The organism is Occallatibacter sp., from assembly GCF_049802275.1.
In the GTDB taxonomy this organism is placed as follows: domain Bacteria; phylum Acidobacteriota; class Terriglobia; order Terriglobales; family Acidobacteriaceae; genus Telmatobacter.
The window spans coordinates 12,352-37,475 of the sequence record NZ_JBARMD010000513.1 but is presented as its reverse complement, the minus strand read 5'-3'; the positions used below and the strand labels follow the sequence as shown (position 1 = coordinate 37,475).

Sequence of the window (25,124 nt, the reverse complement as noted above, 5' to 3'; positions counted from 1 at the left end):
GACAATGTCCAGGTCGCGGCTGGGGATGTGCTCCGTTTCGAGGTCCATGCCGACCGCGGAAACTCAAATGACTCGGTGAGCTGGACGCCATCGGTTGGGTACGTAACGCGCAAGTCCTCGACAATCGAGCTCGACCCTAGAAAGTAACTTGTCGCAGGCTACTGCGGGAGCCAGCGACATCGACAAAATGAGCAGCGACGCGCTTAGTGAGTTCCTTAAGAAGGAGGAGCAGCATTCCAAACGATGTAGCCCCCAGGAATGGTCAGCGTCTTTCTTGAAGTTCTAAGGTTGTAGTTGAGAGTTCACAGTCGCCTGTGCGAACTCTGAACTGGGAACTCACTCCGCTCTCAAGGCTTCCACAGGATTGATGCCTGCGGCTCGCCGGGCGGGCAAATAGCTGGCGAGGACGGCAGCGGCGGCCAGGACGAGCGGGACTATCAGATACGTAAGGGGATCGAGCGGACTGATGCCGAACAGGAGTGACTTCATGGATTGCGTCAGTCCCGCCGCAGCGGCAATGCCGATCGCAACTCCGATCACGGTGAGCGTAAGGGCAGAGCGAACGAACATCCACTTGAGTTCGTTCTTCTGCGCGCCCAGGGCGAGACGGATGCCGATTTCGCGGGTGCGCTGCGCCACGGCATAAGAGATGACGCCGTAGATGCCGATGATGCCAAGGGCGAGCGCCATGGTACCGGCGATGGCGAGCATGGCCAGAGTGAATGACGTCCTTGCCATTGACTTTGCATAGATGTCCTGCATTGTCCCGGGTGTGGCCACGGGCACATTTGCATTCACAGACCACACAGCCTGCTGGATATCCGCCACGAGAGCCTCCGCTCCAGCGCGCCTGCTGCGGATGGCAAACGCGATAGCTCGTGCAGCATCAACGGTGGGTTTCGACGTATACGGATTGGTGAGCATCGCTGGCCAGTAGACGATGTCGGGAGCCTTCTCATTTACCCCATTATGCCGAACATCCTGCACTACCCCGATCACCTCCTGCCACGGCATGTTGCTGAATTGACGGGCGCGCTTGCCAACAGCAGCAGCAGCTGACCCCCAGTTCTCGCGGGCGAAACTCTCCGAGACAATGATGTACGGATGCAGATCGTAGAGGTCACCCCAGATGAAATCGCGTCCCGCAACGAAGCGAGTGCCCATGGTGTTGAAATAGCCGGGACAAACGTAATTGAAAAGCCGCAACGGAGGCTCTCCGCCTTCGTAGTGCTTACCCTCGACACCGATTTCATCCCAGTTTGGATCGATGCCTTCCATCGGCAAGGCTTCGGCAATTCCAACCGAGGTCACCCCGGGAATCGCGGAGATCTTATCGGCGATTTCGTGCTGCATACGGGTCACCATGATGGGATTGGCAACCAGAAGTTCAGGGATGTAGATGCGCATTGTTTCAAGTTGCGCAGGATCGCTAAAACCGGGATCGACATCGCGCAGTGCCGCAAAAGTTCGAATCATCAGCAACGCACTTACAAGCAGAACGAGCGCCACCGCAACTTGTGCAACCACGAGAATGTTGCGCGACCGGTGGTGCGACCGGCTGGAACTCGAAGTTCGATTGGAGCCGGAGAGTGCGGCACTGGCGCGAGCGCTCGCGTATTTCAAAGCGGGAATCGATCCAAAAAGCAGTCCGGAGATGACGGACAGGGCAAGTGTGAAAGCAAGCGAGCGCCAATCCAGCTTTACTTCGCTCAATCGCGGCAGATTTGCGGGTCCCAACGCAACCAGCAGGCGCAGTCCGGCACCAGCCACGCCAAGGGCGAGCACTCCTCCGATTACTCCGAGCGTGACGCTTTCAAACAGAAGTTCGCGTGCAATGCGCGCCCGGCCCGCTCCCAGCGCGGCGCGGATCGACAATTCATGCCGGCGCGAATCAGCTCGTACCAGCAGCAGGTTTGCCACATTCATACACGCAATCAGCATCACCAATCCGACCGTGGCCATTACCACCCACAGCACGCTTGTGACACTGCCGATCACCTGCTGTTTCAGCGGGCGGAAGGCGGGTGTGATCCTCCAAATCCTGTAATAGAACGGATTCGTGCCCGGGCCGTTGGTCCAGGTATGCATCCAGGTCTCAATCAAGCGGCTTACATCCGCATTTGCCTGTGCAATCGAGACGCCAGGCCTGAGGCGGCCGATGCCGTTGAATCCGAAGCCTGCAAGCTTGAGCGATCCGCGATCGAGCCGCAACGGGACCAGCATGTCAAAGTCGCGATCGAGGACCCGGAAACCCCGCGGCATTACACCGGCGATTTCAACGGTCTGCGCATCCAACTGGATGCTCCGCCCAATTACGCCGCGATCACCTCCGAAGCGCCGCTGCCAAAAGCCGTAACTTAGCAGGACGCGACTCGCGCCGTGCGGATCCTGGTCGGCTTGCGTCAGCCAACTTCCAAGCGCCGGAGGAGTTCCGAGCGTCTGCAGCACACCATCGCTGATCATCAGCGTATGCGCTTGCTCCGGCTGGGCAATCCCGGTCACATTCGCGGTGCTCGGAGCCCAAACACCGAGGGATTGAAACGAGTGATTGTGCTCAGAGAAGGTGAAATACATTGAGGCAGAAAGGCGAAGTCCATCCTGGAAACTGGCCAGCCCCGGAGCGCCCGGAGCGTCCAGCCAGAGGGCCACAAGCTCATTGCTCCCTGGGTAGGGAAGCGGTTTCAGGAGCACGCCATCAACGACGCTGAAGACAGCCGTATTGGCGCCGATGCCGATGGCAAGCGTGAGCAGGACCGTGATCGCAAATGCGGGCGCTTTGCGTAGACGGCGAAGCGTGAACTTGAGATCGGCGACGAGAGATTCGAGTGCTCGCCACTGCCACTGTTCGCGACTGCGCTGCTGGACAAGTGCGACGTTGCCGAATTCGCGACGGGCGGTTTGCTCAGCTTGTTTGCGCGGAATGCCTTCGGCCTCAAGTTCGTCGGCGCGCTCCTGGATGTGTTCGTGGATGGAGACGTCGATGTCGCTGTAACGACGGTTGCGTCCGAAGAGCCGGGGAAGTGGCTGCATCGCGAGTCTCCTTATGCCTGGTCGGACGCGAGAACACGGGTGATGCCGGCGAACATCTTTTCGAAGCTTTGGACTTCCTTTTCAAGGTGGTGGCGGCCCGATTCGGTCACGCTGTAGATGCGCGTAGGGCGGCCCTTCGCGGAGGTTCCTTCCTCTGACTCAAGCAAGCCCTCACGCAGCATGCGCTGCAGGGCGGGATAGAGAGAGCCTTCCTCGACTTGGAGGAGGTCACCGGAGACTTGCTTAATGTGTTTGACCAGCGCGTAACCGTGCATGGGTTTGAGTCGCAGCGACTTGAGGATCATGATTTCGAGTGCGCCCGGAAAGAGATCGCGGTCGTCTGGGTGTTTCGCCATGGAGGGATAGTAGCGCCCGGATACCTATTTTGTAAATAGGTATATCGGGAGCAGGTCAGCCTCGCCTCGCCGCCTCGATGGTCGCGACGTCGATCTTGCTCATCGTCATCATGGCGTTAAATGCACGGCTTGCTTCGCTGCCGCCGGCCGCAAGCGCATCAGTTAGCGCGCGCGTGGTGATCTGCCAGGAAAGGCCCCAGCGGTCCTTACACCAGCCGCACTGGCTTTCCGTGCCGCCATTGCCCACGATCGCGTTCCAGTAGCGATCAGTCTCTTCTTGATTTTCCGTGGCTATCTGGAATGAAAACGCTTCAGTCTGCTTGAACGCCGGGCCACCGTTGAGGCCGAGACAGGGAATGCCCAACACGGTGAACTCCACCGTCAGCACATCTCCCTTCTTGCCACTCGGATAGTCACCGGGAGCCTCGTGAACTGCTGTTACTTTGCTATCCGGAAAGGTGACGGCGTAGAAGCGCGCGGCCTCAAGCGCATCTTTGTCGAACCAGAGACAGATCGTGTTCTTTGGCTTCATGTTCGTGTGCTCCTTGTGCCCCGGGAGATTGCAAGCCGGGGCAGAATTTGCCGGCTCCGTCTGCGTACATGATATTAGTTGCGTGTTTTGTTTCTTGAGCGGTACAAGTCCGAATCGCTCTTGCCGAAAACTACTCCGGCGCGACGAGCGAGGAGTCCTCTCCGCCTTTCGATGCCTACTCAATCTCATTCGTCAACTACTCTGGAGCGCTGACTGATGGCGCTAACCCACATCCGGCTGTAAGCCATTTAGACGAAGGACGCTTGCACTCTATCGGGGTGGACAGGCTTCAGCCATGGCCGTAGGATCTCTACATCCAGATGAATGAGTCAGCCAGGTACGAGAACCGTATGCGGTTGGAGAACCTGCTCCACGATACTCGTTATGCGTTTCGGCAGCTTCGCCGTGCTCCTGCATTTACGGCAACGGCACTGCTCACGCTGGCCTTTGGCATAGGCGCGAATCTTGCGGTGTTCCAGCTCCTCTATGCGGTCATTCTGGCCGATTTGCCTGTTCCTCATCCGGAGGAAGTTGTCAGGATACACGCTGCGCGTACCCCGTTCGATCAGAGCTGGACGATTTCTTATCCCGCATACCAGCGCCTGCGCGACGCCACTCCCGATGTTCCGCTGATGGCGACTGCTTATGCAGGGGCCGCCACGCTGGAGCTGCCCAACCGGGCATCGATTGAGGCGTCGATTGCGCCTGTTTCTGACAACTACTTCAGCGGGCTCGGCGTTGCTCCGGCAGCGGGGCGGTTATTTGTGCAGGCAGATGAACGGCTGGGGCAGAGCGAGTGGCCTGTAGTGCTTCGCTATGATTTTGCGCGGAAGACGTTCGGTTCGGCGCAGCAGGCCGTGGGCCAGCACATTCGTCTCAATGACCGCGCATTCGTCGTGATCGGTGTGGCGCATCGGAGGTTTCTCGGCGATACAACTGGATTTGCTCCCGACCTCTGGTTGCCCTTAGCTCTTCAAAGCACCGGCGCGTTTGCTTTTTCGTGGGACTCGCTTGGGCCGGGTCATGATGTATCGCTCGACAAGCCCTGGTACAACCAGCCCACAATCTTCTGGCTCTTTCTCACGGCGCGCATTCCGACAGAACGCCGCGCCGCGGTGCTTGCGCATTGGGACCTGGTTTTTCGCAACGATCGTGAGGTGATGGCGGAAGCGACCGCCGACCCGGCGGTGAAAGCCGCGCTTCTGCGCGTGAAGACTGGAGTTGCGCCGCTTAGCGAGAACGGCATCAGGAAGAAATTTACGGTCCCTCTCATGCTGCTCATGGCGCTTTCATGTTCGATTTTCCTGGTGGGCTGTCTAAATCTTGCAAATCTTCAGCTGGCGCGACTTCATGCGCGTGCGCATGAACTCAGCGTGCGGATGGCACTCGGAGCAAGCAGCGGCAGGCTTATTGGTCAGATTGTTCTTGAGGATGCTCTGCTGGTTGTTGGCGGCTCGTTGTGCGCGCTGGCGCTGGGTCACGCCGCCAGCGGGATTCTCGCTCAGTGGGCTTCCAACCGCAATTCTCTTTTCACGTTCGACCTGCATCCGAACTTGCCTCTGGCAGCGCTCGGCGGAGGACTCATGCTGGTGTCGCTGCTGTGCTTCAGCATTCTTCCAGCGGTCATCTTCATTCGTACCGGCGTTGCGCAGACGGCGGGATCGCGGGCCAAGGTTGCGGGAATTTCACAGACGGCAGGACAACGCTGGCGTTCCAATGCTCTGCTCGCTACGCAGGTCAGCCTTTCTCTTCTGCTTTCCACCATGTCGGCATGTTTCGCTGCGACGCTAGTGCACTGGGAGACTGTGGATGTGGGTATGGATCGCGAGCATGTGCTGATTGTGCATCCGGAGCTGCATCAGCCGAGGTACACCGGTCATGCCGAGATGCTGCCGGAGCTCTACAGACGGATACAGGATCGCCTGCAGGCGCTGCCCGGCGTGCGCAGTGCGGCGGTGGGGATGTGCGGCGGCATTCATTGCGGCTGGATTACGGCGCTCTACGTGCATGGGCGGGGCGATCTTACGGACGCGCAGGTGCATGGGCAGGAAGATCATGTGGGCCCCGGCTTTTTTCCCACGCTAGGCATACCGATTCTGCGGGGGCGCGATTTCACTTCGAGCGATACAGACAAGACGCAGCGAGTAGCAATTATCAGCCGTGCGTACGCGCGCCAACTTTTTGGAGATGCAGACCCGATTGGGCAATGGATCGGTTACGAGCCGGCACCGAATGATCACAAATTTCTGATAGTGGGCGAAGTGGCCGATGCACGCGTGAACGGCGCCCAGCGTGAGGCTCCGCCGATGGTTTACATGAGCATCAACCAGAACCCCGCGCCGGTAAACATTCGAGTGCGGGCCGTGGGTGATCCGCGCCAGTTATCGGAGAGTGTGCGTCGCGCGCTGTATGAAATTGATCCCTCCTTGCCGGTAAGCGAAATCCTGCCTTTGACAACTGAGCTGAGCGGGGATCTTGGCACGGAAAAGCTGCTTGCGCGGCTTGCGGGAATCTATGCGAGCTTGACGCTGCTGCTGGTTGCGATTGGCTTTTATGGTGTCATGTCGTCGCGTGCGGCGCGGCGCCGGAGCGAGTTCGGCATTCGCCTTGCACTTGGCGCAAGCCGCCGCCACATCCAGGTGCTCATCGTCGGTCAGACCGCGCGGATTCTTCTCGCCGGCATCCTGCCCGGAGCCATTCTCTCCATCTTCGCCGTGCGCACTGCTGGTCATTTCCTTTACGGATCGGTTACCGCGAATTCCTTCGCCATTCTCGCCGCAGGACTCGTCCTTGCAGTAGCCGGGTGTGTCGCCACACTTATCCCGGCCCGCCGCGCAGCGCTCGCCGACCCGCTGGAAAGTCTCCGGAGCGAATGATCTCGTACCCCCGGAGTATGTTGCCCCGTTGTTCGAGAGGCGCACGATCGACGCACTTATGCCAATGCGTTCATCGATTGAAATTGGAAATCAGCCAAAGACAGCTTATTTCCCCGCAGCTTTCTGAGCGGCTATCCACGCCATGATGCGCTCGTCGAGCACGTCCAGGGGCAGCGAGCCGGAGTCGATGACCTGGTCGTGGAAGGCGCGGATGTCGAACTTCGCGCCCAGCTCCTTTTTGGCGCGGTCGCGGAGTCCGAGAATCTCGAGCTGGCCGATCTTGTAGGCCAAAGCCTGGCTAGGCCATGCGATGTAGCGATCCACCTCAGCCTGAATGCTGGTTTCGTCGATCGCGGAATGGTCGTGAAAATAATCGACCATCTGCTGGCGCGTCCAGTGCTGCGAATGGACCCCGGTGTCAACGACGAGACGAATGGCGCGCCAGATGTCGCCCTGCAGGCGGCCGTAATCAGAATAGGGATCCTGGTAGAAGCCGACGTCTTTGCCCAGACGCTCGGCATAGAGGCCCCAGCCCTCGGCGAATGCAGTGTAGCCGCCAAACTTGCGAAATTCAGGAACACCCTGGAGCTCGCGGGCAATCGAGATTTGCAGGTGATGTCCGGGCAATCCTTCGTGGTAGGCGATTTCTTCGACTTGATAGAGGTCGCGATCCGTGGGGTTGTAGGTGTCAATGAAAAGGCGTCCGGGGCGGCTGCCATCGGGAGTACCGGCCTGGTAGTACGCGGGCGCGGAAGTCTTTTCGAGGAAATCGGGGACGGGGACGACTTCAAAAGGCGCCTTGGGAAGATGGCCGAATAGTTGAGGCAGCTTGGCCTGCATGGGGCCCAGGTAGCCGCGATAGGCGTCGAGGAGCTGCTCGCGTGAGGTTGCTTTCAGCTTGGGATTGGCCTTAAGGCTGGCCTGGAAGCTCTTCAAATCCTGGAAGCCGAGCTTCTGCGCGATGGCGAGCATTTCGGCTTCGTCTTTCTTCACTTCATCGAGGCCGATCTGGTGTATCTGGTCAGCAGTGAGATTGGTTGTGGTGGTGCGGCGGATCAGGAACTGGTAGTACTTCGCGCCGCCGGGCAATGAGGAGATACCGGGATCTGTGCGGCCGGCGGGGATGTAGGCGACCTCGAGAAAACGTGCGAAGCGCGAGTATGCAGGAAGGGCTTCCTTGGTGATTGCCGCGAGCATTTCGGTCTTGATGCGTGCCTGGTCCGCGGCGGAGACGGAGGCGGGAAACTTCTTCAGTGGAAGCGCGAGCGGCGAATCTTCCGGTTTTTGGGTGGCGAGTTGCTTGACCTGTTCGAGAGTTTTTTCGAGGAGATATTTGGGGGGAACGCGCTTGTCCTCCATGCCGATGGACATGTTGGCCGTTACCTGGTCGAAGGCTTTGGGGATGGCGTGCAGTCGCGCGATCCAGTCATCGTAGTCCTTCACTGTGGTGAAGCTGAGCTCTGCAACCAGTTGCGGATAGGTGGCGTAGATGCCACCCATCTGGTTGACGGGCATCTCCCACGTCTTGAATTCAGCTGCTTCCTGGTCGTCGGTGAGGCGGCGAATCAGCAGTTCGCGGCTAGTCTTGTCCAGATCGGAAAGACCGGCGGGATCGATGGTCGCGAGCTTCATCAGGAAATCCTGCTCCTCGGCGAGCCAGTCGTTGATGGCCCGCACGGAGTAGTCAGAAACCTGGTCGCTGTAGCGTTTGTCGCCGATTGTGGAGGCGAATTCCGGCTGGCGTTTGAGGTTCGCTTCCCAGTAATCGTGGAAAAGGGCGTGGAGTGCTTTGGTGCGCTCTTCCGGTGTCGCCGGTGCGGCCGGGGAAGACGTCAATTGCGCGGAGAGGAACGCAGGAGCGAAGAGTAAGAAGGCGAGGAGAAGTGAGGCAAGTCGTTTCAACGGGAAGGGTCCTTGGATTGAAATTGTGGGAAGGGGCATCGGCTTGAGTGTAGAGCACGAGGGCTGCGTGGCGTCCAGCGTAGAGGCAACTACAGGGAAGCAGCTTCGAGCAAACGGTAGAGTGTGGAGCGGCTGATGCCAAGTTGGCGTGCGGTTTTGAGCTTGTTGCCACGGTTCATGTCGAGGACCAGGTGGATGTGATTGAGAATGACGGCGTCGAGGTTGAGGACTGGAGGCGAAGTGGAATTAGAACGTGGCGTGGGGGAAAGCGGGAGAACGATCGGGAGGTCTTCACTACGAATCATTCCATCGGGCGAGCTGAGGACGGCGGATTCGAGGACACTGGAGAGTTCGCGCGCATTGGCGGGCCAATCATGCTGCAGCAGGCGGGCGGTAGCACCGGGCGCGAAAGCGAGGCGGGGCAGGTGATAGCGCGCGGCAATTTTTTCGAGGAAGAAGCTGGCGAGAGGAACGATGTCTTCGCGGCGCTCGCGCAACGGCGGGATGGCAAAGCGGATTGCAGTGAGGCGGAAGGCGAGGTCGGGAAGATATTGACCCTCGCTCGCCATGTGGCGGAGGGATTTCTCAGACGAGGCTACAAGAGCGAATGCTCCGGCAGGGCGGTGCTGCAAGGCTTTGAGAAAGCGCAGCAGCAGGGCCTGGCCGGGTGTCGCAAGCAGGTCTACGTGATCGACATAGGTGAAGCCGGTAAGAAATTGGGGATCGACTTCGCTGAGGAGCCACTCACGGGCATCGCAACGGTTGAAGCAGGAGCGTGCGAAGGGGGACCGGCTGAGCAGTAGTTGCGCGAATGCCTGCTTGCCGACACCGGCTTCTCCTTCAATGATGGCGCATTGCAGATGAGGCGCCACAATTTCGGCTTGCTGAACGAGCCTGCGTCCCGCAACACTGATGGCGGCAAAGGATGGTTGCAAAGAGTCGCGGCCGGAAGGCGTGAGATGAGCCGGCTGCGGCATCAGCAGATTCTGCGTGGTCATGTGCGCTCCTCGCCTCTCTGGCCCGCGGTGCGGCGCGGGCTCGCATTGTGTTCATCGGCGTGGCGCGGGAGAACGTGAGACTGCGTGATGCACGCGGGACGAGGCTTATTGCGAGGCTCGGTTCGAGTGGACCTTCGGGAGAGGTCTCGCTGATTTGCGCTGCGAACCTACTTGCGGAAGCGCTTCGAGGGCTCGTCGGAGTAGATCTGGCCGTCGCGAATGTGGACGACGCGATGCGCGTAGTCGGCGATGTCGGGCTCGTGAGTGACGAGCACGATGGTGTTGCCCTTGGCCTGGAGAGTATCGAACAGAGCCATGATCTCGATGCCGGTTTTGGAATCGAGATTGCCAGTCGGCTCGTCAGCCAGGATGATGGAGGGGCTGTTGACGAGGGCGCGGGCAACGGCGACGCGCTGGCGCTGGCCGCCGGAGAGTTCGTTGGGCTTGTGGTTCATGCGCGACTCGAGTCCGACATTGATGAGCGACTGTTTGGCGCGCTCAATGCGTTCCGCCGCCGGTGTGCCGTTGTAGATGAGCGGCAGTTCGACATTGTGCAGTGACGTGGCGCGCGAGAGCAGGTTGAAGGTCTGGAAGACGAATCCGATTTCCTTGTTGCGAATCCGCGCCAGTTCATCGTCGTCGAGTTCGCTGACGAGCTGGCCATTGAGCCAGTACTTGCCTTTCGACGGTGTATCGAGACAGCCAATCAGGTTCATCAGCGTCGACTTGCCGGAACCGGATGGGCCCATGATGGCGACGTACTCGTTGGCCTTGATACGAAGATTGACGCCGCGCAAAGCGTGGACCTGCTGTTCCGATCCCATGTCGTAAGTGCGCCACAGATCCTCAACAACGATCATGTCGCTGTTCGGTCCAGAGGACTGCTGCATTTCAATCTCGGAGACGACGCTGTTCAGAGCCATATGAGCCTTATCCTTTGCCTGCGTTTGCTCTCCGCACTCTGCGGGAAAATCCTTGCATCTTATCGATTAGATCGTTTCAGAGCGTCAAGCGTTAGATGCTAGCGTTGCCGGAGCTTGCGTGTCGCGCTTCAAAAGCGCCCCATTCTTCAGAGTTCGCAGCGTCTTGTAGGGCCCGATGACGATCTCCTGCCCGTCCTGAAGACCGCTGAGCACTTCGATGTCGGTCGCACCCGTGATGCCAGTCGTGACGGGGACGAACTTGGCGCGCTGCTTGCCGTGCGCATCCTTTTCGACAACGTAGACGCCCTGCACCGGTTGTGCCTTCGGTCCCGTCGAGGTAGACGCGGCTTCGACGTTTCCGTTGTTTGCCGGCGGGGGTGGCGTGTACATGGTCAGAGCTTGAATAGGCAGCGAGAGCACGTTCGTTTTCGATGCGGTGGTAATTTTGGCCGTAGTGGAGAGGCCGGGCCGTAATTCAGCAGTCGGCGTATCGAGAGTGACGACGACCTTGAAGTCCTTGGCTTCCTCGGTTCCGGTAGTGGACTGCGAGGTTGCGACGCCCGTAGAGCGCAGCAGAGCCTGATCTCCGACGAGGGTGACGTGGCCCTTGAAGCTCTTGCCAGGAATGGCGTCCACGCTGACCTCGGCGGGCTGGCCGATCTTGATGTTGACGATGTCAGTTTCGTCGACCTTGACCTCGGCGGTAACAACGCTCATGTCGGCGATGGTCATCAGCGTAGAACCCTCGGCATTCTGAATGCCAACAACAACCGTCTCTCCTTCACGCACGGGAAGGTTCGTCACGATGCCATCAAATGGAGCGATCGAAACGGTCTTGCTGAGCGCGTCTTCGTTGAAGCGCAGCTGGGCGACTTGCTGGTCAAGGTGTCCCCGGGCCGACGCGGTTTGCGCCTTGGCCTGGTTCAACTGGGCGTCGGCCTGCGATACCGATGCCACATCGGTGTCATAAGCGGCCTTCTTGGCGTCATAGTCCTGCTTGGCCATGATGCCTGCCTTGTAGAGGCTCTGGGCGCGATCCCAGTCGAGCTGTTTTTGCTCGAGGTCGGCCTTGGCATGTTCGACGTTAGCCTCAGCCGTCTTCTCAGCGGCGATGTAGGAAGAGATATCGGTCTTGGCGGCCGCGATGGTCGCCTTTTGCGACTGAACGTTCGCCTCCGGCTGGACATTCTCAACGGTAGCGATCACCTGTCCCTTCTTTACGTGATCTCCTTCCTTCACGTAGAGGTGCGTAATGCGGCCGAACGAGGTCGCACCGACGTTGACATACGTCTTCGGCTTGATCTGGCCGGTGCCGCTGACGACAGTGGCCAGATCCTGATGATGAATCTTCGCGGTCAGAACTTTGGTGTAGCCCGACTGCTGCTTGACGATGAAGACGGCAACGAGGACGATAGCCACAATAACGGCAGAAACGATCAAAAGTATCTTTTTCATGGGCGCTTTTGTACTCCGCGAGGCTCCGAACTTATTCTACGCAAAACCTTCCTGTCCGGTTCCCAAATGCGACTGGATTCAATGAATCCTTAACATTGAACGTGTGATGAATCAGGCCGGAGCCAGGTATCCCTGAACAGAAACGAGTCCGGCAGTCCACGGGGACCGCCAGTGATTGAAGCAGGTTTGCGCTACTCATGGGTGACGTGGAAAGGGGTGTAATTGTCTCAGAATTCGCGATATTCGCAAGGAAACAGGGTGTTTCCTGGTGACCGATTGGTTACCCGGCAGTCCAAAGGGCAGCGACAGTTGCATCATGCCTTGCTCCGCACGATTTGGGCCCGTAGAATAAGGCATTGTAGGGAGTTTTCCGACGCAAATGATTTTCAATGGCCGTTCGATCTTATTTGTCGCACTCGGCTGCGGCCTCGCCTTTGTTCCCGCCTCTCCTATCCACGCTCAGACGGATCCATCACTGCAGGCCCGGCCAGGTTCCGGCCAGGATCAGGAGGCAGATCCTTTGAAGCGGCCGCGCTCTGACGAAGAGATGCGCAACGCGCAAAAGGAAGTCAGGCAGGAGTTAAAAGGCGCCTACAAAAGCTGGCTCGATCAGGATGTGACCTACATCATCACGGACGAGGAGCGAAAGGCATTCAAGAACCTGAGTAACGACGAGGAGCGGGAGGCGTTCATCGAGCAGTTCTGGCTGCGCCGCAACCCCAATCCCGACTCTCCCGACAACGAATTCCGCGAGGAGCATTATCGGCGTATTCAGTACGCCAACGACCATTACGCGGCAGGCAAACCTGGGTGGAAGACCGATCGCGGCCACATGTACATTGCTTTCGGCCCTCCGGACTCCACCGACTCCCATCCTTCGGGCGGCACCTATCAGCGGCCCCAGGACGAGGGCGGCGGCGAAACATCGACATTTCCATTTGAGGTCTGGCACTACCGGTACCTCGAAGGTATTGGCGAAAACATCGATATCGAGTTTGTGGACACGTGCCAATGCGGCGACTACCACTTCACCATCGACCGCAGCGAGAAGGACGCCCTGGCAAAGGTGCCCGGCGCAGGTTTGACCCAGTGGGAAGAGATGGGCATGGCCAAGAAGGCTGACCGGTTCAAGGGTGGATTCGAAAATCTTGGTGCGGGTCCAATGACCAGCCAGAATCAGTCCAAGGAATTTGATCGCATCGAACTGGCAGCCAAACTATTTGCACCTCCTCCGGTCAAGTTCAGAGACCTGGAAAGCGCCATGAGTGAGCATAAACTCCTCTCCGGGCCGATCTTTCCCTTCGATGTCCGGACCGACTTCGTGAAGGTCACCTCAAGCACCGTTCTGGTGCCGGTAACCATCCAGATCAAGAATCGCGACATCACATTTGTCACCAAGGACGGCGTTGCTAAAGGCGTAGTCAACATTCTGGGCAAAGTGACAACCCTGACCCACAAGACGGTGCAAACCTTTGAGGATACCGTCGAAGTAGAACAACCGGCTGAACTCCTTGAGAAGTCACTCGATCGTAAGTCAATCTATTGGAAGGCTGTACCGCTACTCCCCGGACTCTACCGGCTCGATATCGCTATCAAGGACGTGAACAATCCTGATCACCTTGGTATCTACGGAAAGAGCCTGGATGTGCCTGCGTATCATGACGAAAAGCTTGGCACATCGTCCCTTATTCTGGCTGACCAGATTTACCCGGTCAGTTCGCACGATATCGGCCAAGGCTCCTGTGTTATCGGGAACACTCATATTTGTCCGCGTGTGACTACGAATCCGGCCACACCGGTCAGTTACAAGCGAAATCAGGACCTGAATTTCTGGATGCAGGTCTACAACCTGGGAATTAACGACCAGACCAAGAGCAACGAGGCGAAGGTAACGTACCAGATCATTGATTCGGCAACAAACACGGTAGTTTTTGAGAAACAGCAAGATTCCAAAGACTTTGGCGAACATAGTGACCAGTTGACGGTAGAAAAGACCCTACCTGTGGCCGGTCTGCAACCGGGCAAATATAAGGTGACGATCAAAATAAATGACGAAATCTCAAAACAAGAGATTGCGCAATCGGCACCTTTTGTCGTGGAATAGTAAGAGCGCTCCGCAAATTGGGTTAACCGGCTTGAGATCGGTAAGCCTGCGGGCATTTGATTCCCAGGACTTAAGCCAGGACGCCGCCGGGTCACCTCTACGAGTGATGATGCGCAGGCTCCATCTCGTTTCCATGATCGCGCTGTTCGTCGTGGCGTCGTCGCCGCTGTTGGCTGCGACCGCCGGATCCGTTTCCGGCGTGGTTCGCGATTCCAGTGGTGTGCCCCAGATGGGGGCCGCGGTGCAGTTGTTGCGGGCCGATATGAGTGTGGTTGCCGCCGTCTACACCTCCAGCAAAGGCGCCTACTCATTCAGCGACATCCAGCCGGGCAAATACGCTGTCAAGGCGATGGGCGCGTTGTTTCTGCCTTCGCTCCGCGAGAATGTGCGGGTTCGCTCCAACACGGTAGTCAACCTGACGCTGAACACTCTGTACGAGGTGATGCAGTGGTTGCCGGCCGAACCGCGGGCTGCCAATGCGTCGAAAGATGACTGGGAGTGGACGCTGCGTTCAGCCGCCAATCGTCCGCTGTTGCGCTGGCTCGAGGATGGACCCCTGGTTGTCGTTTCCGATCGCCCGGGCGCCCGGCCCAAGCTGAAAGCACGACTCATGGCTACCGGACAGGATGGCACGTTCGGCGAAAGCGGCGAGCGATTCACGGCCAGCGTGGAAGACACACCGTCGGACAGCCGCGAGTTGCTGGCACGCGTGGACTTTGCCCCCGATACCAATGCAGGTATGGAATCGATGCTGGGCTTCCGCCAGGACCTTGGCTTTGCAGGATCAGTGGAGTCTATGGCAGCCGTTTCAATTCATCCCGTGATTGAGGGATCGGGCGGCGAGGGGCTTGACGAAGCCACAATGCGAAGCGCCGAGAACATCCATCTGGGCGATGAATTTGAAATCGATGCCGGCGCGCAGCAGGTGATGGCTAGACTTAGTCAGAATTCGCCTAACACGATTCTGGCGACTTTGCCGTTTGCCATGGTAGCGTGGCACGGCGAAAACTCGACGGTAAGTTATCGAATGGCCAGTGCGCCCTCTGGGCTCAACCAGAATGAGTCGCAAGCGGGGTTCTATCTGCCGCAAGTTGCGATGCGCGATGGCCAACTGGCGCTGGAACACGGATTGCACCAGGAGATTGGCTGGGAGCGGCGGACGGATGCTTCGGGTATATCCTTCCTCGTCTACTCGGATAACGTTCAGAATCCCGTGATCGAGGCGAGCGGCCGGGGTGTAGCCAGTAGCGCTGTACTCAGCGATCCGATGAGCGGTCTGATGCGCGGCGCAGGACCAAGCTACGCAAGCGCCGGCGTGATGGCAGCGGTCGAGCACCGAATGGCAGGCGGCAACCGCGTTCGCGTGAGCTACGCTAACGGTGATGCGCTCGTGATGCCCGCGCTCGTGCATCCGACGGCGCTCAACCAACTGTTCAGCGCGGCCCGGCCGCGGCATGCGCAAATGTATTCGATATCTCTTTCCGGAACCCTGGAGGGAACGGGAACACGCTGGCGCGCGAGTTATCGATGGCAGCCGGCCGACACCGTAACCCCAATTGCGCCTTATTCAGTCGGTGCCATCGAGCCGTATTTGAATCTTCATCTGCGCCAACCGGTGTCTACGCGCCACGAAGGCCTGAATATTGAGGCGCTGGTTGACTTGAATAACCTGCTCGCGGAAGGATACCGCCCTTACCTGGTGAATGGTGGCCTGGTGGTGTTCGCGCAAGATCAGCGCAGTATAGGCGCGGGTGTCGCGTTCACGTTCTAAGCGTATTTACGCGAGAAAATCCAAATCTAATCCAAATCTGAGAAGCGATAAGAAGCGACGCTGGGCTGCCGCGTAGACTATCCAGACGAGATCGGATCGGCAATAAGGAGCGATCTCCGATGATTAACTTGCTTCGACCTTGGCATTTGGTCGTATTTGCAGTCGTGATGTTTCTGGTGTTCTTCGCTATAAGCAAAATGTCAAAGAGACCTTAGTCGATTATCTGAAACTCCCAGCAACGCCGGAATAGGACGCTGCCCCGCTTTGGAAGAGTGCCTCGCACTGTGCTATATTTTTTAAGGATCGGTGATGATTCATCTCTGATCCGCGCCGTGCAACTTTCCCTCTGCCTGGCGTTTTCACACCCTCTGGACGCGTAGCTCAACTGGCAGAGCATTCGGCTCTTAACCGACAGGTTGAAGGTTCGATTCCTTCCGCGTCCACCATCTTACGAAGAACCTGGCGAACGCGTTCCGCTTCCCAAGCCCCAAACATGCCCACATCGATTAAACCGCTATTGCTTCGAGCGCTTGGCTATCACTGCCATGAGAAGTTTCGCAAAAAGAACAGCTAAGAGGGCGTGCGGATGAGAGCTACACTTTCCAAGGATCAAGATCCGGGTTACGTTGTTATCTGTTGTGACGAGGCAGTTGATCCTTCAGGTGATCCGCGAGCGCATCAATCGCGGAGACTAGTAATTCTCTGGTCCAATCATTGCCGAGAAGCTCGGTGCTCATGATCGTGCCCGCATACCGTTGCAATCCCGGCGACGCTTCAAATCTGATTTCCCGTTATTGATTCAGGGAGAGCAAAGCAAGCATGGCAGTCTGGTCCGCGTTCTTTTTGGCATTTAGCGCACTGCTCCCGCTCATCAATCCCGTGGGCTCCGCCCTGGTGTTCATGGGCCTTGTGGGAAACGCGCCGCCAGCCGTCTATCGCAATCTTGCGCGGCGTGTTGCCATCAGCAATGTGATCTTCCTCGGGATCTTCGAGCTTCTCGGCTCCGCTATTCTCAACTTTTTTGGCATCTCTCTACCGATTGTCCAGTTTGCGGGCGGCATCGTAATCGCCGCCATGGGCTGGGGAGTTCTAAATCAGAATCAGTCCGCCGCGAGCGTGCGCGGCAAGGAACAAGAATACAGCGACGACGGTGCTGAAACACTTAACCATCTGGGGGATAAGATCTTCTATCCCTTCACCTTCCCCATCACGTCTGGCCCGGGGACTCTGGTTGCGATGCTGACCTTAAGCGCTCATATCTCGGGGCACACTGTCACTGCCCATGTTCTAAGTCATATTGGAGTCTTCGTCGCAGTAGTTGTTCTGAGCATCGTGGTCTACTTCTGTTACGGCTACGCGCCAAAGATGACCAGCAAGATATCTCCCTCAACGGCACACGGCGTCCTTCGCGTCGTGGCTTTCATTCTCTTCTGCATCGGCGTTCAGATTGCTTGGAACGGCCTCTCTTTTCTCCTGAAAACTCTGCTTAAGGGATGAATGCAGGGCTGTGCCAGAACCCGGCTCGTGTGCCATCAGGGGCCGCCCGAGGCCGGCAATCTTGAGGTTCGAGCGTTCATATGCTCACTACCAACTCCTGAGCCTGGCGAAGGCCATCCTAAAGTGTCTTTGAATTCATTATCAGTGCAACCGCGCTGCGAAGTCGGGCTTGGTTTCCTTCTCGCGCTGCTCGAATGCTTGGTGCCCGGACCAGCGCGAAGCGACGCATTTCGGCTTCAATCTCGGCGCCTGCCAGGTCCCAGGCATTCGTGATGTCACCCACGACAACGATTTCGCTTGGCGCCAAAGCCAAAGCGATCATGTGCATTCCACGGCCCAAGGCTTTGCACATCATGGTCAATGCCTGCTTTGCTGCGGCATCCCCCCCCTTGGCTAGTTGGATCAGGGCATCGAAGGACGGAACGGGCTTCTTCGCGATCTCTGAATAGTAGCGCAGTCCCGCCCTGTTGGAAGCGATTGTTTCCCAGCATCCCCTGCCGCCACATCCGCAGCGCACTCCATTCGGATCGAGTTGAACATGACCAAACTCGCCCGCTACGCCCGCGTCGCCGCGCAGTAGATGACCGTTCGCGAAGATCCCGGCGCCAATTCCCTCAGAGACATTGACCACGACCAGGTCATGCATCCTGTCGCTGTATCCGAACCACACTTCAGACAAAGCGCACGCGTTGGCAACATTGTCCACCACGACAGGGAGGCCGGTGGCTCGCTCGACGCGCGCCTTCAGCTGCCCAATCGGCCAGTCTACGTTTGGTGCAAAGATTGACTTAGCGAGGTGTGGATCAAAGCGGCCTGGAAGATTGATGCCGATGCCCTCGAAGGTACGGTCCGGATGAGATCGAAGCATCTTTTTGGTGGAACTCAGAATTGTTCCGATGACGTTTTGTGGATCGGGAGGAAGTTCAACGGAGTCGAGGGAAATGATTTTGCCACCAAGGTCAGTCACAGCCAACATGACGTTGGCTGGATGAATGTCGAGGGCAAGGACCCCGCGCTGGCCGTTAACGTTGAGAAAAGTTGGCTTTCTTCCGCGCGGAATCTCGCCTGTCGATCCCTCGACCACCCACCGATCGGTGAGCAGGCCTTCAACTATGAGAGAGACTGTACTTCTTTGCAGGCCCGAGGTGCGCGCCAGTTCCGCTCGAGAGATTGGCTGTTTGGCGCGAATCTGGTTGAAGATCAGATTCCGGTTGATTTGTCGGGCGATTCTATTGGTGGCGCTCCCATTGCCGTTTAGGATGAAACGCGAGGTTGGCATCCTGTTTTTTATTCTCCATTTCAAGCAAAAAGATGCGAAGTCGGCGCGAGAGCAAAAAAAAGCAGTCTTGTTTCAGAGCGGATCCCGAGTCTCCGGGCTACCGCAATTCCTGAGTAGCTGTAGTCCGGAGCCGCTGCACCCAGGTCGGCGCAACCAGCAGGGAGCGGCGATCCAACTCAGGAATTCCCTAAATACTTGGTTCCCATCCCTTTTCATATTGTCGCCCCCACATCTTCATTGCATCCGGATCCTTTTGCGGTTTCCCGGAACTTGAATCCAGTTGCAACTCACGCCCGAGTTCCCATGCGACATTGGATAGCTGCAGCATGGTCACTGCGACATTCCCAATCGAGACTGGAGCATTCAGCTTTTCTCCGGTGCGAACTCCAGCGATAAAATTGGCAAAGTGAGCATCTGTCATCGAATCGCGCCCGGTTAGATCGGTCGACGAGGTCACACTGCCCACTTTAAATTCACTCGTCTTGTTTCCCTTCAGATCGTAGATTTCATAGCCGTCACGATCGACGAGCACCGAGCCGTTCGTCCCGACGATGATTGATCCGCGATCACGCCCGTAGTACTTCATTCCGTCGCAGCACTTGCACTCCCACGAAATCATCTTGTCCGGATAGTTGAAATTGGTCACAAGCGTGTCATAGAACTGCCAGTCATCCTTGTAGTGATATCTGCCCCCCGACGATGAAATGGAGCGAGGATAATCGACGTCCAGGGCCCATCGGCAGACGTCAACCTCATGCGTGCCATTGTTAAGGGTCTCGCCGGTGCCCCAGGTTCTGAACCAGTGCCAGTTATATGGTTGCACGTTATCTTTGTAAGCGACGCGCGGGGCGGGTCCTTGCCACAATTCCCAGTCGAGCTGCGTCGGAACCGGCACTTCTTTTCCGACTCCGATCGATTTGCGAATATTGCTGTACCAGGCTTTCGCGTAATACGTTCTGCCAATCAGGCCGTTGTGAATCTTATTGACGATCTCGATGGTGTGAGCGGAAGAGCGCTGCTGAGTACCCATCTGGACAGGTTTTCCGTATTTCTGCTGCGCCTCTACGAGCAATGCTCCTTCGGCTGGATTATGGCTACACGGCTTTTCGACATAGACGCTCTTTCCAGCCTTCAACCCGAGAATCGCCATGGGGGCATGCCAGTGATCCGGAGTCGCAATTGTGATTGCGTCGACATCTTTTCTCTGCAGAATGTGCCGAAAATCCTGATCCGTAGCTGGGGCATAACCCAACTCGCGTTCGGTTTCGGTGGCAAACTTCTTCATCGTGTTGATGTCCACATCGCATACATACGCGACGTGCGCCGCATCCTTATTCGCCTTCAATGCGGAAAGATGAGCGTAGGCGCGCGAATGTAGTCCGATGACTGCAAAGTTCAACCTGTCGTTGGACCCCATGATCCGGCCATAGCTCCTGGCACTCGAACTGATTGCCAGCCCTACGCCTCCAACAGCAAGCGTGTCGATAAATTCCCGTCGAGTGAGCATCGTTTCTCCTTCTGTTGCTGGTGGAAGCATGGATCGTTGCGTGACCGAGTCGAACTCTGGTTCTAAATGGCGTTGGCGCTTTCCAAATCCTTTTTCATACCTGCCCAACTGATCCGGGTAGATTCTTCCGGCGTTCCGCCGCCGTGCCAGTGGGTCTCAAGGCTGACCGCATCGTGATAGCCCATCTGCTTGAGTGCGCGGAATTGTCCCGCCCAATCGATGTAGCCCTTATCGACGGGCGACCATTCGATCTTGCCGTCCGCGCCCTTGATTGCGTTTTTGCAGTGACAATGGTGAATGCGATCTTTGGGAATCAATTTCCACGCGACCGGGAATGCATCCAGTTCATTGCGCATCACCGCATTTCCGGGATCCCAGTTCAGCGCCAGGTGCGGGGTCTGAACCGCATTCATCGTGCGCGCTGCTTCCCGTCCGGTGGCCGTGTTGCAGGCAAACTCGTTCTCAAGCACCAGCAGGATTCCTTGCTTGCCGCAAGTCTCCGCCGTTGACCTGAGCTTGTCGTCGATTGCTTCCCGATAAGGCGCAACATCCTCCAGCCGCCAGAAGTCGAAACAGCGTACCTTGTCGGTATCGAACTGCTTCGCAAGGGAGATCGAGCGTTCCAGGATGCTGTCCTGTTGCTTGAAGGTCACTTCAGGTGCTCCGTGCAAGTCTTCTTTCGATCCGTAGGGAGATCTTGGCGCTCCGGGCCAATCCGTCTTGAAGAGGGGGCTCGCAATGTCCGTAACCTGGAGCTTGTACTTGGCGAGAATTTTCTTTGCCTCATTGACCTGCGCCGAATCGAAATCGATGACGTTCTTGCCCCACATGGAACGAAGTTCAATCCAGCTCATTCCGAAGTCGTGTGAGGCAACGTAGCAGGCGTGATCAAAGTCCTGCGAAATCTCATCGTTAATCACTGCAATCCGGAATGGTCCTTGCAATGATTGAGCCAGGCTGAATTTCGGCAATGACCAGGTTAGGGTTGCTGCTCCGGCTTTTTTTACAAATTCTCGTCTTGAACAGCGATCCATACTTCTCCATTGACTGAGGAGGGATTCTTATCAGTGGAATCCTCTCGACTGAACGTTTGTACGGCCGATAACCGTTTCCGATTACCGGCCGTTTCATTTGCGTTCGTGAACCGGCTTTTCTAGAAGCTGAACCTGAAGGATCCCTGCAAACTACGCCCTCCTCCGATTCCGTTCACGCTGCCTTGTCCGCTGCCCAAGGTGCTTGTGATCTGGCCGAAGTTCGCGGCTGTGAAGATTGTTCCGCTGCCAGAATTTGGTAGGCCGAACTGAGGCGAATTCGTCAACTGCACCGCGTCGATACGAATTTCACTTGCAAATTCGTGATACATCGTGAATTTCTTAGCAAGCGAGAAGTTGTTCTGCCAATAACCGGGACCCCGGAACTGGTTTCTTCCGGTGTTGCCGAGGCCGGGGTTGTTGCAAGGTGACTGACCGGTGCAGCCCGCTGGTTGGGAAAAATTGGATTTATCCAGCCACTGTTTGCCGGATCCGATCTGGTGTGTCACTTTGGGGCCGCCCGTGATATTCGCCAGCAGCGCGGTTCCTGGCGTGTTGAGGACGCCTTGATTTGCATACACGCTGAACGGCAAACCAGAAAGCAGGGAAATCACCCCGGAGAGTCTCCAGCCACCCAACACTGCGTCGCCAACGCCTGAGTTGAAGTATGTGTGACCGCGACCGGCAGGCAGCTCGTAGACAAAGCTCTGTTCGAAGTTCTTTGAACGGTCAAAGTCGGCCGGGGCATAGTTCTTGCGCTGGTTGATGAAAAAGACCAGACTGCCGTTGTCATCTCCCCCGGTGGCGTAATTAAGCGCTTTACCCCAAGTAAACGCTGAGGTGAACGAGAGGCCGGCGGAGTAGCGCTTTGTAAGCTGGACCTGCAGGGCGTTGTAGTTCGAGGAGGCCCCCTGGAAATACTGGTTTGTGGCTGCGGTACGCCCTGTGGCGCCACCCGTGAAAGCGGTGGAGTTTTCCGGCAGTGAAGCGTTGCCGCCGCCATACACGCTTGGCAGGTTAATGTTCTGTGACACATTCATGCGCGAGCCATGATTGCCGACGTATGCAATTTGCAAATTGAAGTTGGAGCCGAAGGCCTGCTGAAGAGCCACGTTCCAGGCTTCCGCGTAGGAATTCCTGAAATTCAGCGGAATGTAGGTATAGACCTGGCTGATCAGTGACGGTGTGCTGGCAGCGATGATTCCGTTGCTGGGAATCACTACCGGAACCGGCGCCGGGAAACCAGCCTGGAACGTCGCAACTGTCACACCATCAGACAGGACTGCGGGGGTGAAGGTCGAGCCCGCTGGCTGATAGCTGTTGTTGGCGCGGATTGGGTAGTTGTACGCATACGTATTATCCGTGAATGGGATATAGCTCATGCCAAAGCCCATGCGGATCACCGTAGCATCACTCGCGCGGTAGGAGAGTCCTGTACGCGGAGCAAAGTACTTGTACTGGGTCTCCATCCCGAGATTTGAAGGATTGTTGCCGAGGCCGGCTAGAACCAGTGTGTTGTTTGTCGGGTTATAGTTTGAAAACCCACCGTCGACCTTCGGCGTTGCGGGCGGATAGAATTCCCAGCGAAGGCCATAGTCAACGGTCAGCTTGGGTGTTGCCTGCCACTTGTCTCCTGCAAAGGCGAAGAACCACCACTGCCGGTATGCCGGGAAAAACGTGTTCAGATCGCGGCCCGTCTGGCTGGGCTGGTCGAGTAGGAAGCTGCCCATGAAGTTTGCGATATTTGTCTTCGCGCCAGTCGTAGAGGTCTGCAGGTCATTGAAGGTGAATGCGCCGCGGGGGCTGAAGGTCTGGTCCTGCAAGAGATCGTCGCGGACCCGGCGAATGTCGGCACCCCACTTGATGGTGTGGTTGCCAACAACCCTCGTCCAGGTATTCACCGCATCGATGTTTGACTCTGCGCGGATCCACGGCACGGAGGCTGAATATCCAATGAGCGGGTTTGAAAAGCCACCGTTGATGGTGACGCCGACCTGTCCGGAGGTAAAAGGCTGCCCGTCAATATTGACTCCGGGCACACCGATGGTTGTCGCATCGTTCGAGCCGTAGTCATTTGGATTTGCCTGGTTGCGGAGGTGGGCTACGCCGACGCGAACCTCGGTTAAGAACCTGGGCGAGAAAACATGATTGTAGATGCCGCCGGTGCTGTAGGCCGTCTGATTACCAGTGGCCTCGAAGCCGCCGCCCTGCGGACCGCCGAGGAAGTTGCCGAAGGCCGACGCCTGGTAGGTTTGGGTTTGCTGCCAACTGTAGCGGCCATTCAGGTGGTCTTTTTCTGTGATGATCCAATCCATTTTGACGTCGAAGCTATGCGCACTCTTGGTAAATGGAAGATTTGTGGTGTAGTTGTTTGTCGGATTTGATAGCGGCTTGGTCGAGTTCAGCGTTCCATACGTGGGAAAAGCCGCGTTGAGATGCTGGAGCATGTTCAGTGAAACAGAGTTGATCCGGCTGAAGGGAATCTGATTGTTTGTGAACGGAGTGCGCGGATGGGCGGCTGTGCCGTCGCCCGTGTTCGGGTCATAGATTTGCCCAGTAGTGCCCACGAGCGCCCCGCTCAAATCGACGCAACCGGTTGGATCGGTGCAGCCCGGAGTGGCTCCGGCGTTGGTATACCAGCGAGCATCAGGAACGGTGAACGTGCTGCTGACCCTTTCACTGTCGGTCGTGCGGAGATAGTCGCCGAAGAAAAACAACCTGTCTTTCAAAATGGGGCCGCCAATGGCGCCGCCAAAGTAGTTGTATGACAGGTGGCCAAGCGGCCCACTGAAATATGAGCGGGCGTTGACAGCGTTGTTCTGGATATACTCGAATGCCGAACCATGAAAGGCATTGGTGCCGGACTTGAGCGTCACGTTGGTGATGGCGCCGACCGAGCGGCCAAGTTCCGGCTCATAGTTATTCGTCGAGACATCAACGGTCTGGATGGCTTCGGCCGGAGGAATCAGAATCTGCAGCAGGCCGGTACGCTCGTCATCGTCGATGCCCTCGATCTGATAAAGATTACTGACGCGCGGCATGCCATTGGCCTGGGTCTGCAAAGAATTCTGCGCATTGAAGAACTGCGAGTGCTGGAAGGTTGCGGGGCTGGCTCCGGGGACCAGGTTGAGAAGCGACTGGAAGTTGCGTCCTGTAGTGAGGGGCAATTCCGCCATGTTGGCCGCGTCAATCTTGGTACTGATGTCGGCGCGGTCGGTTTGCAGCAAGGGCGGTGCCGTGGTCACAGTCACGGTTTCCGACACACTTCCCGGGGTGAGAGACAAATCGACACGTACGGATGAGTTGCTGAGCAGGGTGATGCTCTGCTGCGTGACTCGTTTAAACCCATTTGCCTCAGCACTGACCGCATAGGTTCCGGGTTGGAGATTCGGAAACGAGAAGTTGCCGCTCTCATTGGTCACCGATTCGTGAACAGCTCCCGTCTCGGCCGACTTTGCCTGCACCTTTGCCCCGGTTACGGTTGCCCCGGAGGTGTCGGTGACGGTTCCCAGCAGGGTTCCATTGACTGCCTGGGCCATCAGGAAAGGGGATAAGTGGAGAATGACTAACGCCGCCAGGGTTGCAAGAATTCGCCCTACTCTCGTACTTGTTTGCATCTGACCCTCCAAAAGTCGATCTGAATTTCACTGCCCAGATTCTTATATTGTTCGAATTCCGAACAAGTTATGCGCGCTTGCTCCACGCTGTCAAGAAGAATCCAATTTATTCACAGGTTTATCGATTTAGTAAATTGTGATTTGAAGGGACCGGCAGCCTCACACAATCCGGTGGGGAATCGGCGCGGACGCGGCGCAACGGGAGCAGTCGTTTTCAGACGATGGCAGGAGGGCGTGGGAAGCGAA

General features: G+C 57.2%; 15 protein-coding genes and 1 tRNA gene. 5 read left to right on the top strand and 11 right to left on the bottom strand.

Annotated features, from left to right (window positions below):
- Positions 1 to 336 precede the first annotated feature (336 nt).
- Genes WA354_RS17815 through WA354_RS17805 form a run of 3 tightly spaced genes read right to left on the bottom strand, consistent with a single transcriptional unit; the run spans position 337 to position 3,918 of the window.
- Positions 337 to 3,030: an ADOP family duplicated permease gene (locus WA354_RS17815; protein ID WP_472814366.1), complete on the bottom strand. Its 2,694-nt coding sequence runs from the start codon at positions 3,028 to 3,030 to the stop codon at positions 337 to 339.
- Positions 3,031 to 3,041: 11 nt separating this feature from the next.
- Complete coding sequence (locus tag WA354_RS17810) at positions 3,042 to 3,386, bottom strand: PadR family transcriptional regulator (RefSeq protein WP_472814365.1); 345 nt, start codon at positions 3,384 to 3,386, stop codon at positions 3,042 to 3,044.
- A 55-nt stretch (positions 3,387 to 3,441) separates the two neighbouring features.
- Positions 3,442 to 3,918, bottom strand: a complete 477-nt coding sequence (locus tag WA354_RS17805; protein WP_472814364.1) for a VOC family protein — start codon at positions 3,916 to 3,918, stop codon at positions 3,442 to 3,444.
- A 350-nt stretch (positions 3,919 to 4,268) separates the two neighbouring features.
- On the opposite strand from WA354_RS17805, the gene WA354_RS17800 reads away from it, so the two are divergent.
- Entirely contained in the window at positions 4,269 to 6,794 is a 2,526-nt protein-coding gene (locus WA354_RS17800) for an ADOP family duplicated permease (protein WP_472814363.1), read from the top strand.
- Positions 6,795 to 6,899: 105 nt separating this feature from the next.
- On the opposite strand, the gene WA354_RS17795 is transcribed toward WA354_RS17800, so the two are convergent.
- From WA354_RS17795 to WA354_RS17780, 4 genes are all read right to left on the bottom strand, one after another.
- Positions 6,900 to 8,696: a DUF885 domain-containing protein gene (locus WA354_RS17795; RefSeq protein WP_472814362.1), complete on the bottom strand. Its 1,797-nt coding sequence runs from the start codon at positions 8,694 to 8,696 to the stop codon at positions 6,900 to 6,902.
- A gap of 89 nt (positions 8,697 to 8,785) precedes the next feature.
- Positions 8,786 to 9,694, bottom strand: a complete 909-nt coding sequence (locus tag WA354_RS17790) for a sigma-54-dependent transcriptional regulator (protein WP_472814361.1) — start codon at positions 9,692 to 9,694, stop codon at positions 8,786 to 8,788.
- Between the two features lie 167 nt (positions 9,695 to 9,861).
- A complete protein-coding gene (locus WA354_RS17785) occupies positions 9,862 to 10,584 on the bottom strand; it encodes an ABC transporter ATP-binding protein (protein WP_472814367.1) in 723 nt (240 codons plus the stop codon).
- A gap of 117 nt (positions 10,585 to 10,701) precedes the next feature.
- Entirely contained in the window at positions 10,702 to 12,072 is a 1,371-nt protein-coding gene (locus tag WA354_RS17780; RefSeq protein WP_472814360.1) for an efflux RND transporter periplasmic adaptor subunit, read from the bottom strand.
- A 379-nt stretch (positions 12,073 to 12,451) separates the two neighbouring features.
- On the opposite strand from WA354_RS17780, the gene WA354_RS17775 reads away from it, so the two are divergent.
- The 4 genes from WA354_RS17775 (at position 12,452) to WA354_RS17760 (ending at position 17,444) form a co-directional block, all read left to right on the top strand.
- A complete protein-coding gene (locus WA354_RS17775) occupies positions 12,452 to 14,176 on the top strand; it encodes a GWxTD domain-containing protein (protein ID WP_472814359.1) in 1,725 nt (574 codons plus the stop codon).
- A 106-nt stretch (positions 14,177 to 14,282) separates the two neighbouring features.
- Positions 14,283 to 15,947, top strand: coding sequence for a carboxypeptidase-like regulatory domain-containing protein (locus tag WA354_RS17770; RefSeq protein WP_472814358.1), 1,665 nt, complete (start codon positions 14,283 to 14,285; stop codon positions 15,945 to 15,947).
- 370 nt (positions 15,948 to 16,317) lie between these two features.
- Positions 16,318 to 16,393: transfer RNA gene (locus tag WA354_RS17765), tRNA-Lys, on the top strand.
- Between the two features lie 373 nt (positions 16,394 to 16,766).
- Entirely contained in the window at positions 16,767 to 17,444 is a 678-nt protein-coding gene (locus tag WA354_RS17760; RefSeq protein WP_472814357.1) for a MarC family protein, read from the top strand.
- Between the two features lie 118 nt (positions 17,445 to 17,562).
- On the opposite strand, the gene WA354_RS17755 is transcribed toward WA354_RS17760, so the two are convergent.
- From WA354_RS17755 to WA354_RS17740, 4 genes are all read right to left on the bottom strand, one after another.
- Positions 17,563 to 18,723, bottom strand: coding sequence for an ROK family protein (locus WA354_RS17755; protein WP_472814356.1), 1,161 nt, complete (start codon positions 18,721 to 18,723; stop codon positions 17,563 to 17,565).
- A gap of 187 nt (positions 18,724 to 18,910) precedes the next feature.
- Positions 18,911 to 20,230 carry a Gfo/Idh/MocA family protein gene (locus tag WA354_RS17750; RefSeq protein ID WP_472814355.1) on the bottom strand — a complete coding sequence of 440 codons (1,320 nt, stop codon included), beginning with the start codon at positions 20,228 to 20,230 and terminating at the stop codon, positions 18,911 to 18,913.
- A 62-nt stretch (positions 20,231 to 20,292) separates the two neighbouring features.
- A complete protein-coding gene (locus WA354_RS17745; RefSeq protein ID WP_472814354.1) occupies positions 20,293 to 21,150 on the bottom strand; it encodes a sugar phosphate isomerase/epimerase family protein in 858 nt (285 codons plus the stop codon).
- A gap of 233 nt (positions 21,151 to 21,383) precedes the next feature.
- A complete protein-coding gene (locus WA354_RS17740; RefSeq protein WP_472814353.1) occupies positions 21,384 to 24,878 on the bottom strand; it encodes a TonB-dependent receptor in 3,495 nt (1,164 codons plus the stop codon).
- Positions 24,879 to 25,124 lie beyond the last annotated feature (246 nt).

What these genes read in the sequence shown, in the direction of transcription:
- WA354_RS17815 (WP_472814366.1), bottom strand. Translation starts at nt 3,030, where the DNA reads ATGCAGCCACTTCCCCGGCTCTTCGGACGCAACCGTCGTTACAGCGAC.
- WA354_RS17810 (WP_472814365.1), bottom strand. Translation starts at nt 3,386, where the DNA reads ATGGCGAAACACCCAGACGACCGCGATCTCTTTCCGGGCGCACTCGAA.
- WA354_RS17805 (WP_472814364.1), bottom strand. Translation starts at nt 3,918, where the DNA reads ATGAAGCCAAAGAACACGATCTGTCTCTGGTTCGACAAAGATGCGCTT.
- WA354_RS17800 (WP_472814363.1), top strand. Translation starts at nt 4,269, where the DNA reads ATGCGGTTGGAGAACCTGCTCCACGATACTCGTTATGCGTTTCGGCAG.
- WA354_RS17790 (WP_472814361.1), bottom strand. Translation starts at nt 9,694, where the DNA reads ATGACCACGCAGAATCTGCTGATGCCGCAGCCGGCTCATCTCACGCCT.
- WA354_RS17785 (WP_472814367.1), bottom strand. Translation starts at nt 10,584, where the DNA reads ATGCAGCAGTCCTCTGGACCGAACAGCGACATGATCGTTGTTGAGGAT.
- WA354_RS17780 (WP_472814360.1), bottom strand. Translation starts at nt 12,072, where the DNA reads ATGAAAAAGATACTTTTGATCGTTTCTGCCGTTATTGTGGCTATCGTC.
- WA354_RS17775 (WP_472814359.1), top strand. Translation starts at nt 12,452, where the DNA reads ATGATTTTCAATGGCCGTTCGATCTTATTTGTCGCACTCGGCTGCGGC.
- WA354_RS17770 (WP_472814358.1), top strand. Translation starts at nt 14,283, where the DNA reads ATGATGCGCAGGCTCCATCTCGTTTCCATGATCGCGCTGTTCGTCGTG.
- WA354_RS17760 (WP_472814357.1), top strand. Translation starts at nt 16,767, where the DNA reads ATGGCAGTCTGGTCCGCGTTCTTTTTGGCATTTAGCGCACTGCTCCCG.
- WA354_RS17755 (WP_472814356.1), bottom strand. Translation starts at nt 18,723, where the DNA reads ATGCCAACCTCGCGTTTCATCCTAAACGGCAATGGGAGCGCCACCAAT.
- WA354_RS17750 (WP_472814355.1), bottom strand. Translation starts at nt 20,230, where the DNA reads ATGCTCACTCGACGGGAATTTATCGACACGCTTGCTGTTGGAGGCGTA.
- WA354_RS17740 (WP_472814353.1), bottom strand. Translation starts at nt 24,878, where the DNA reads ATGCAAACAAGTACGAGAGTAGGGCGAATTCTTGCAACCCTGGCGGCG.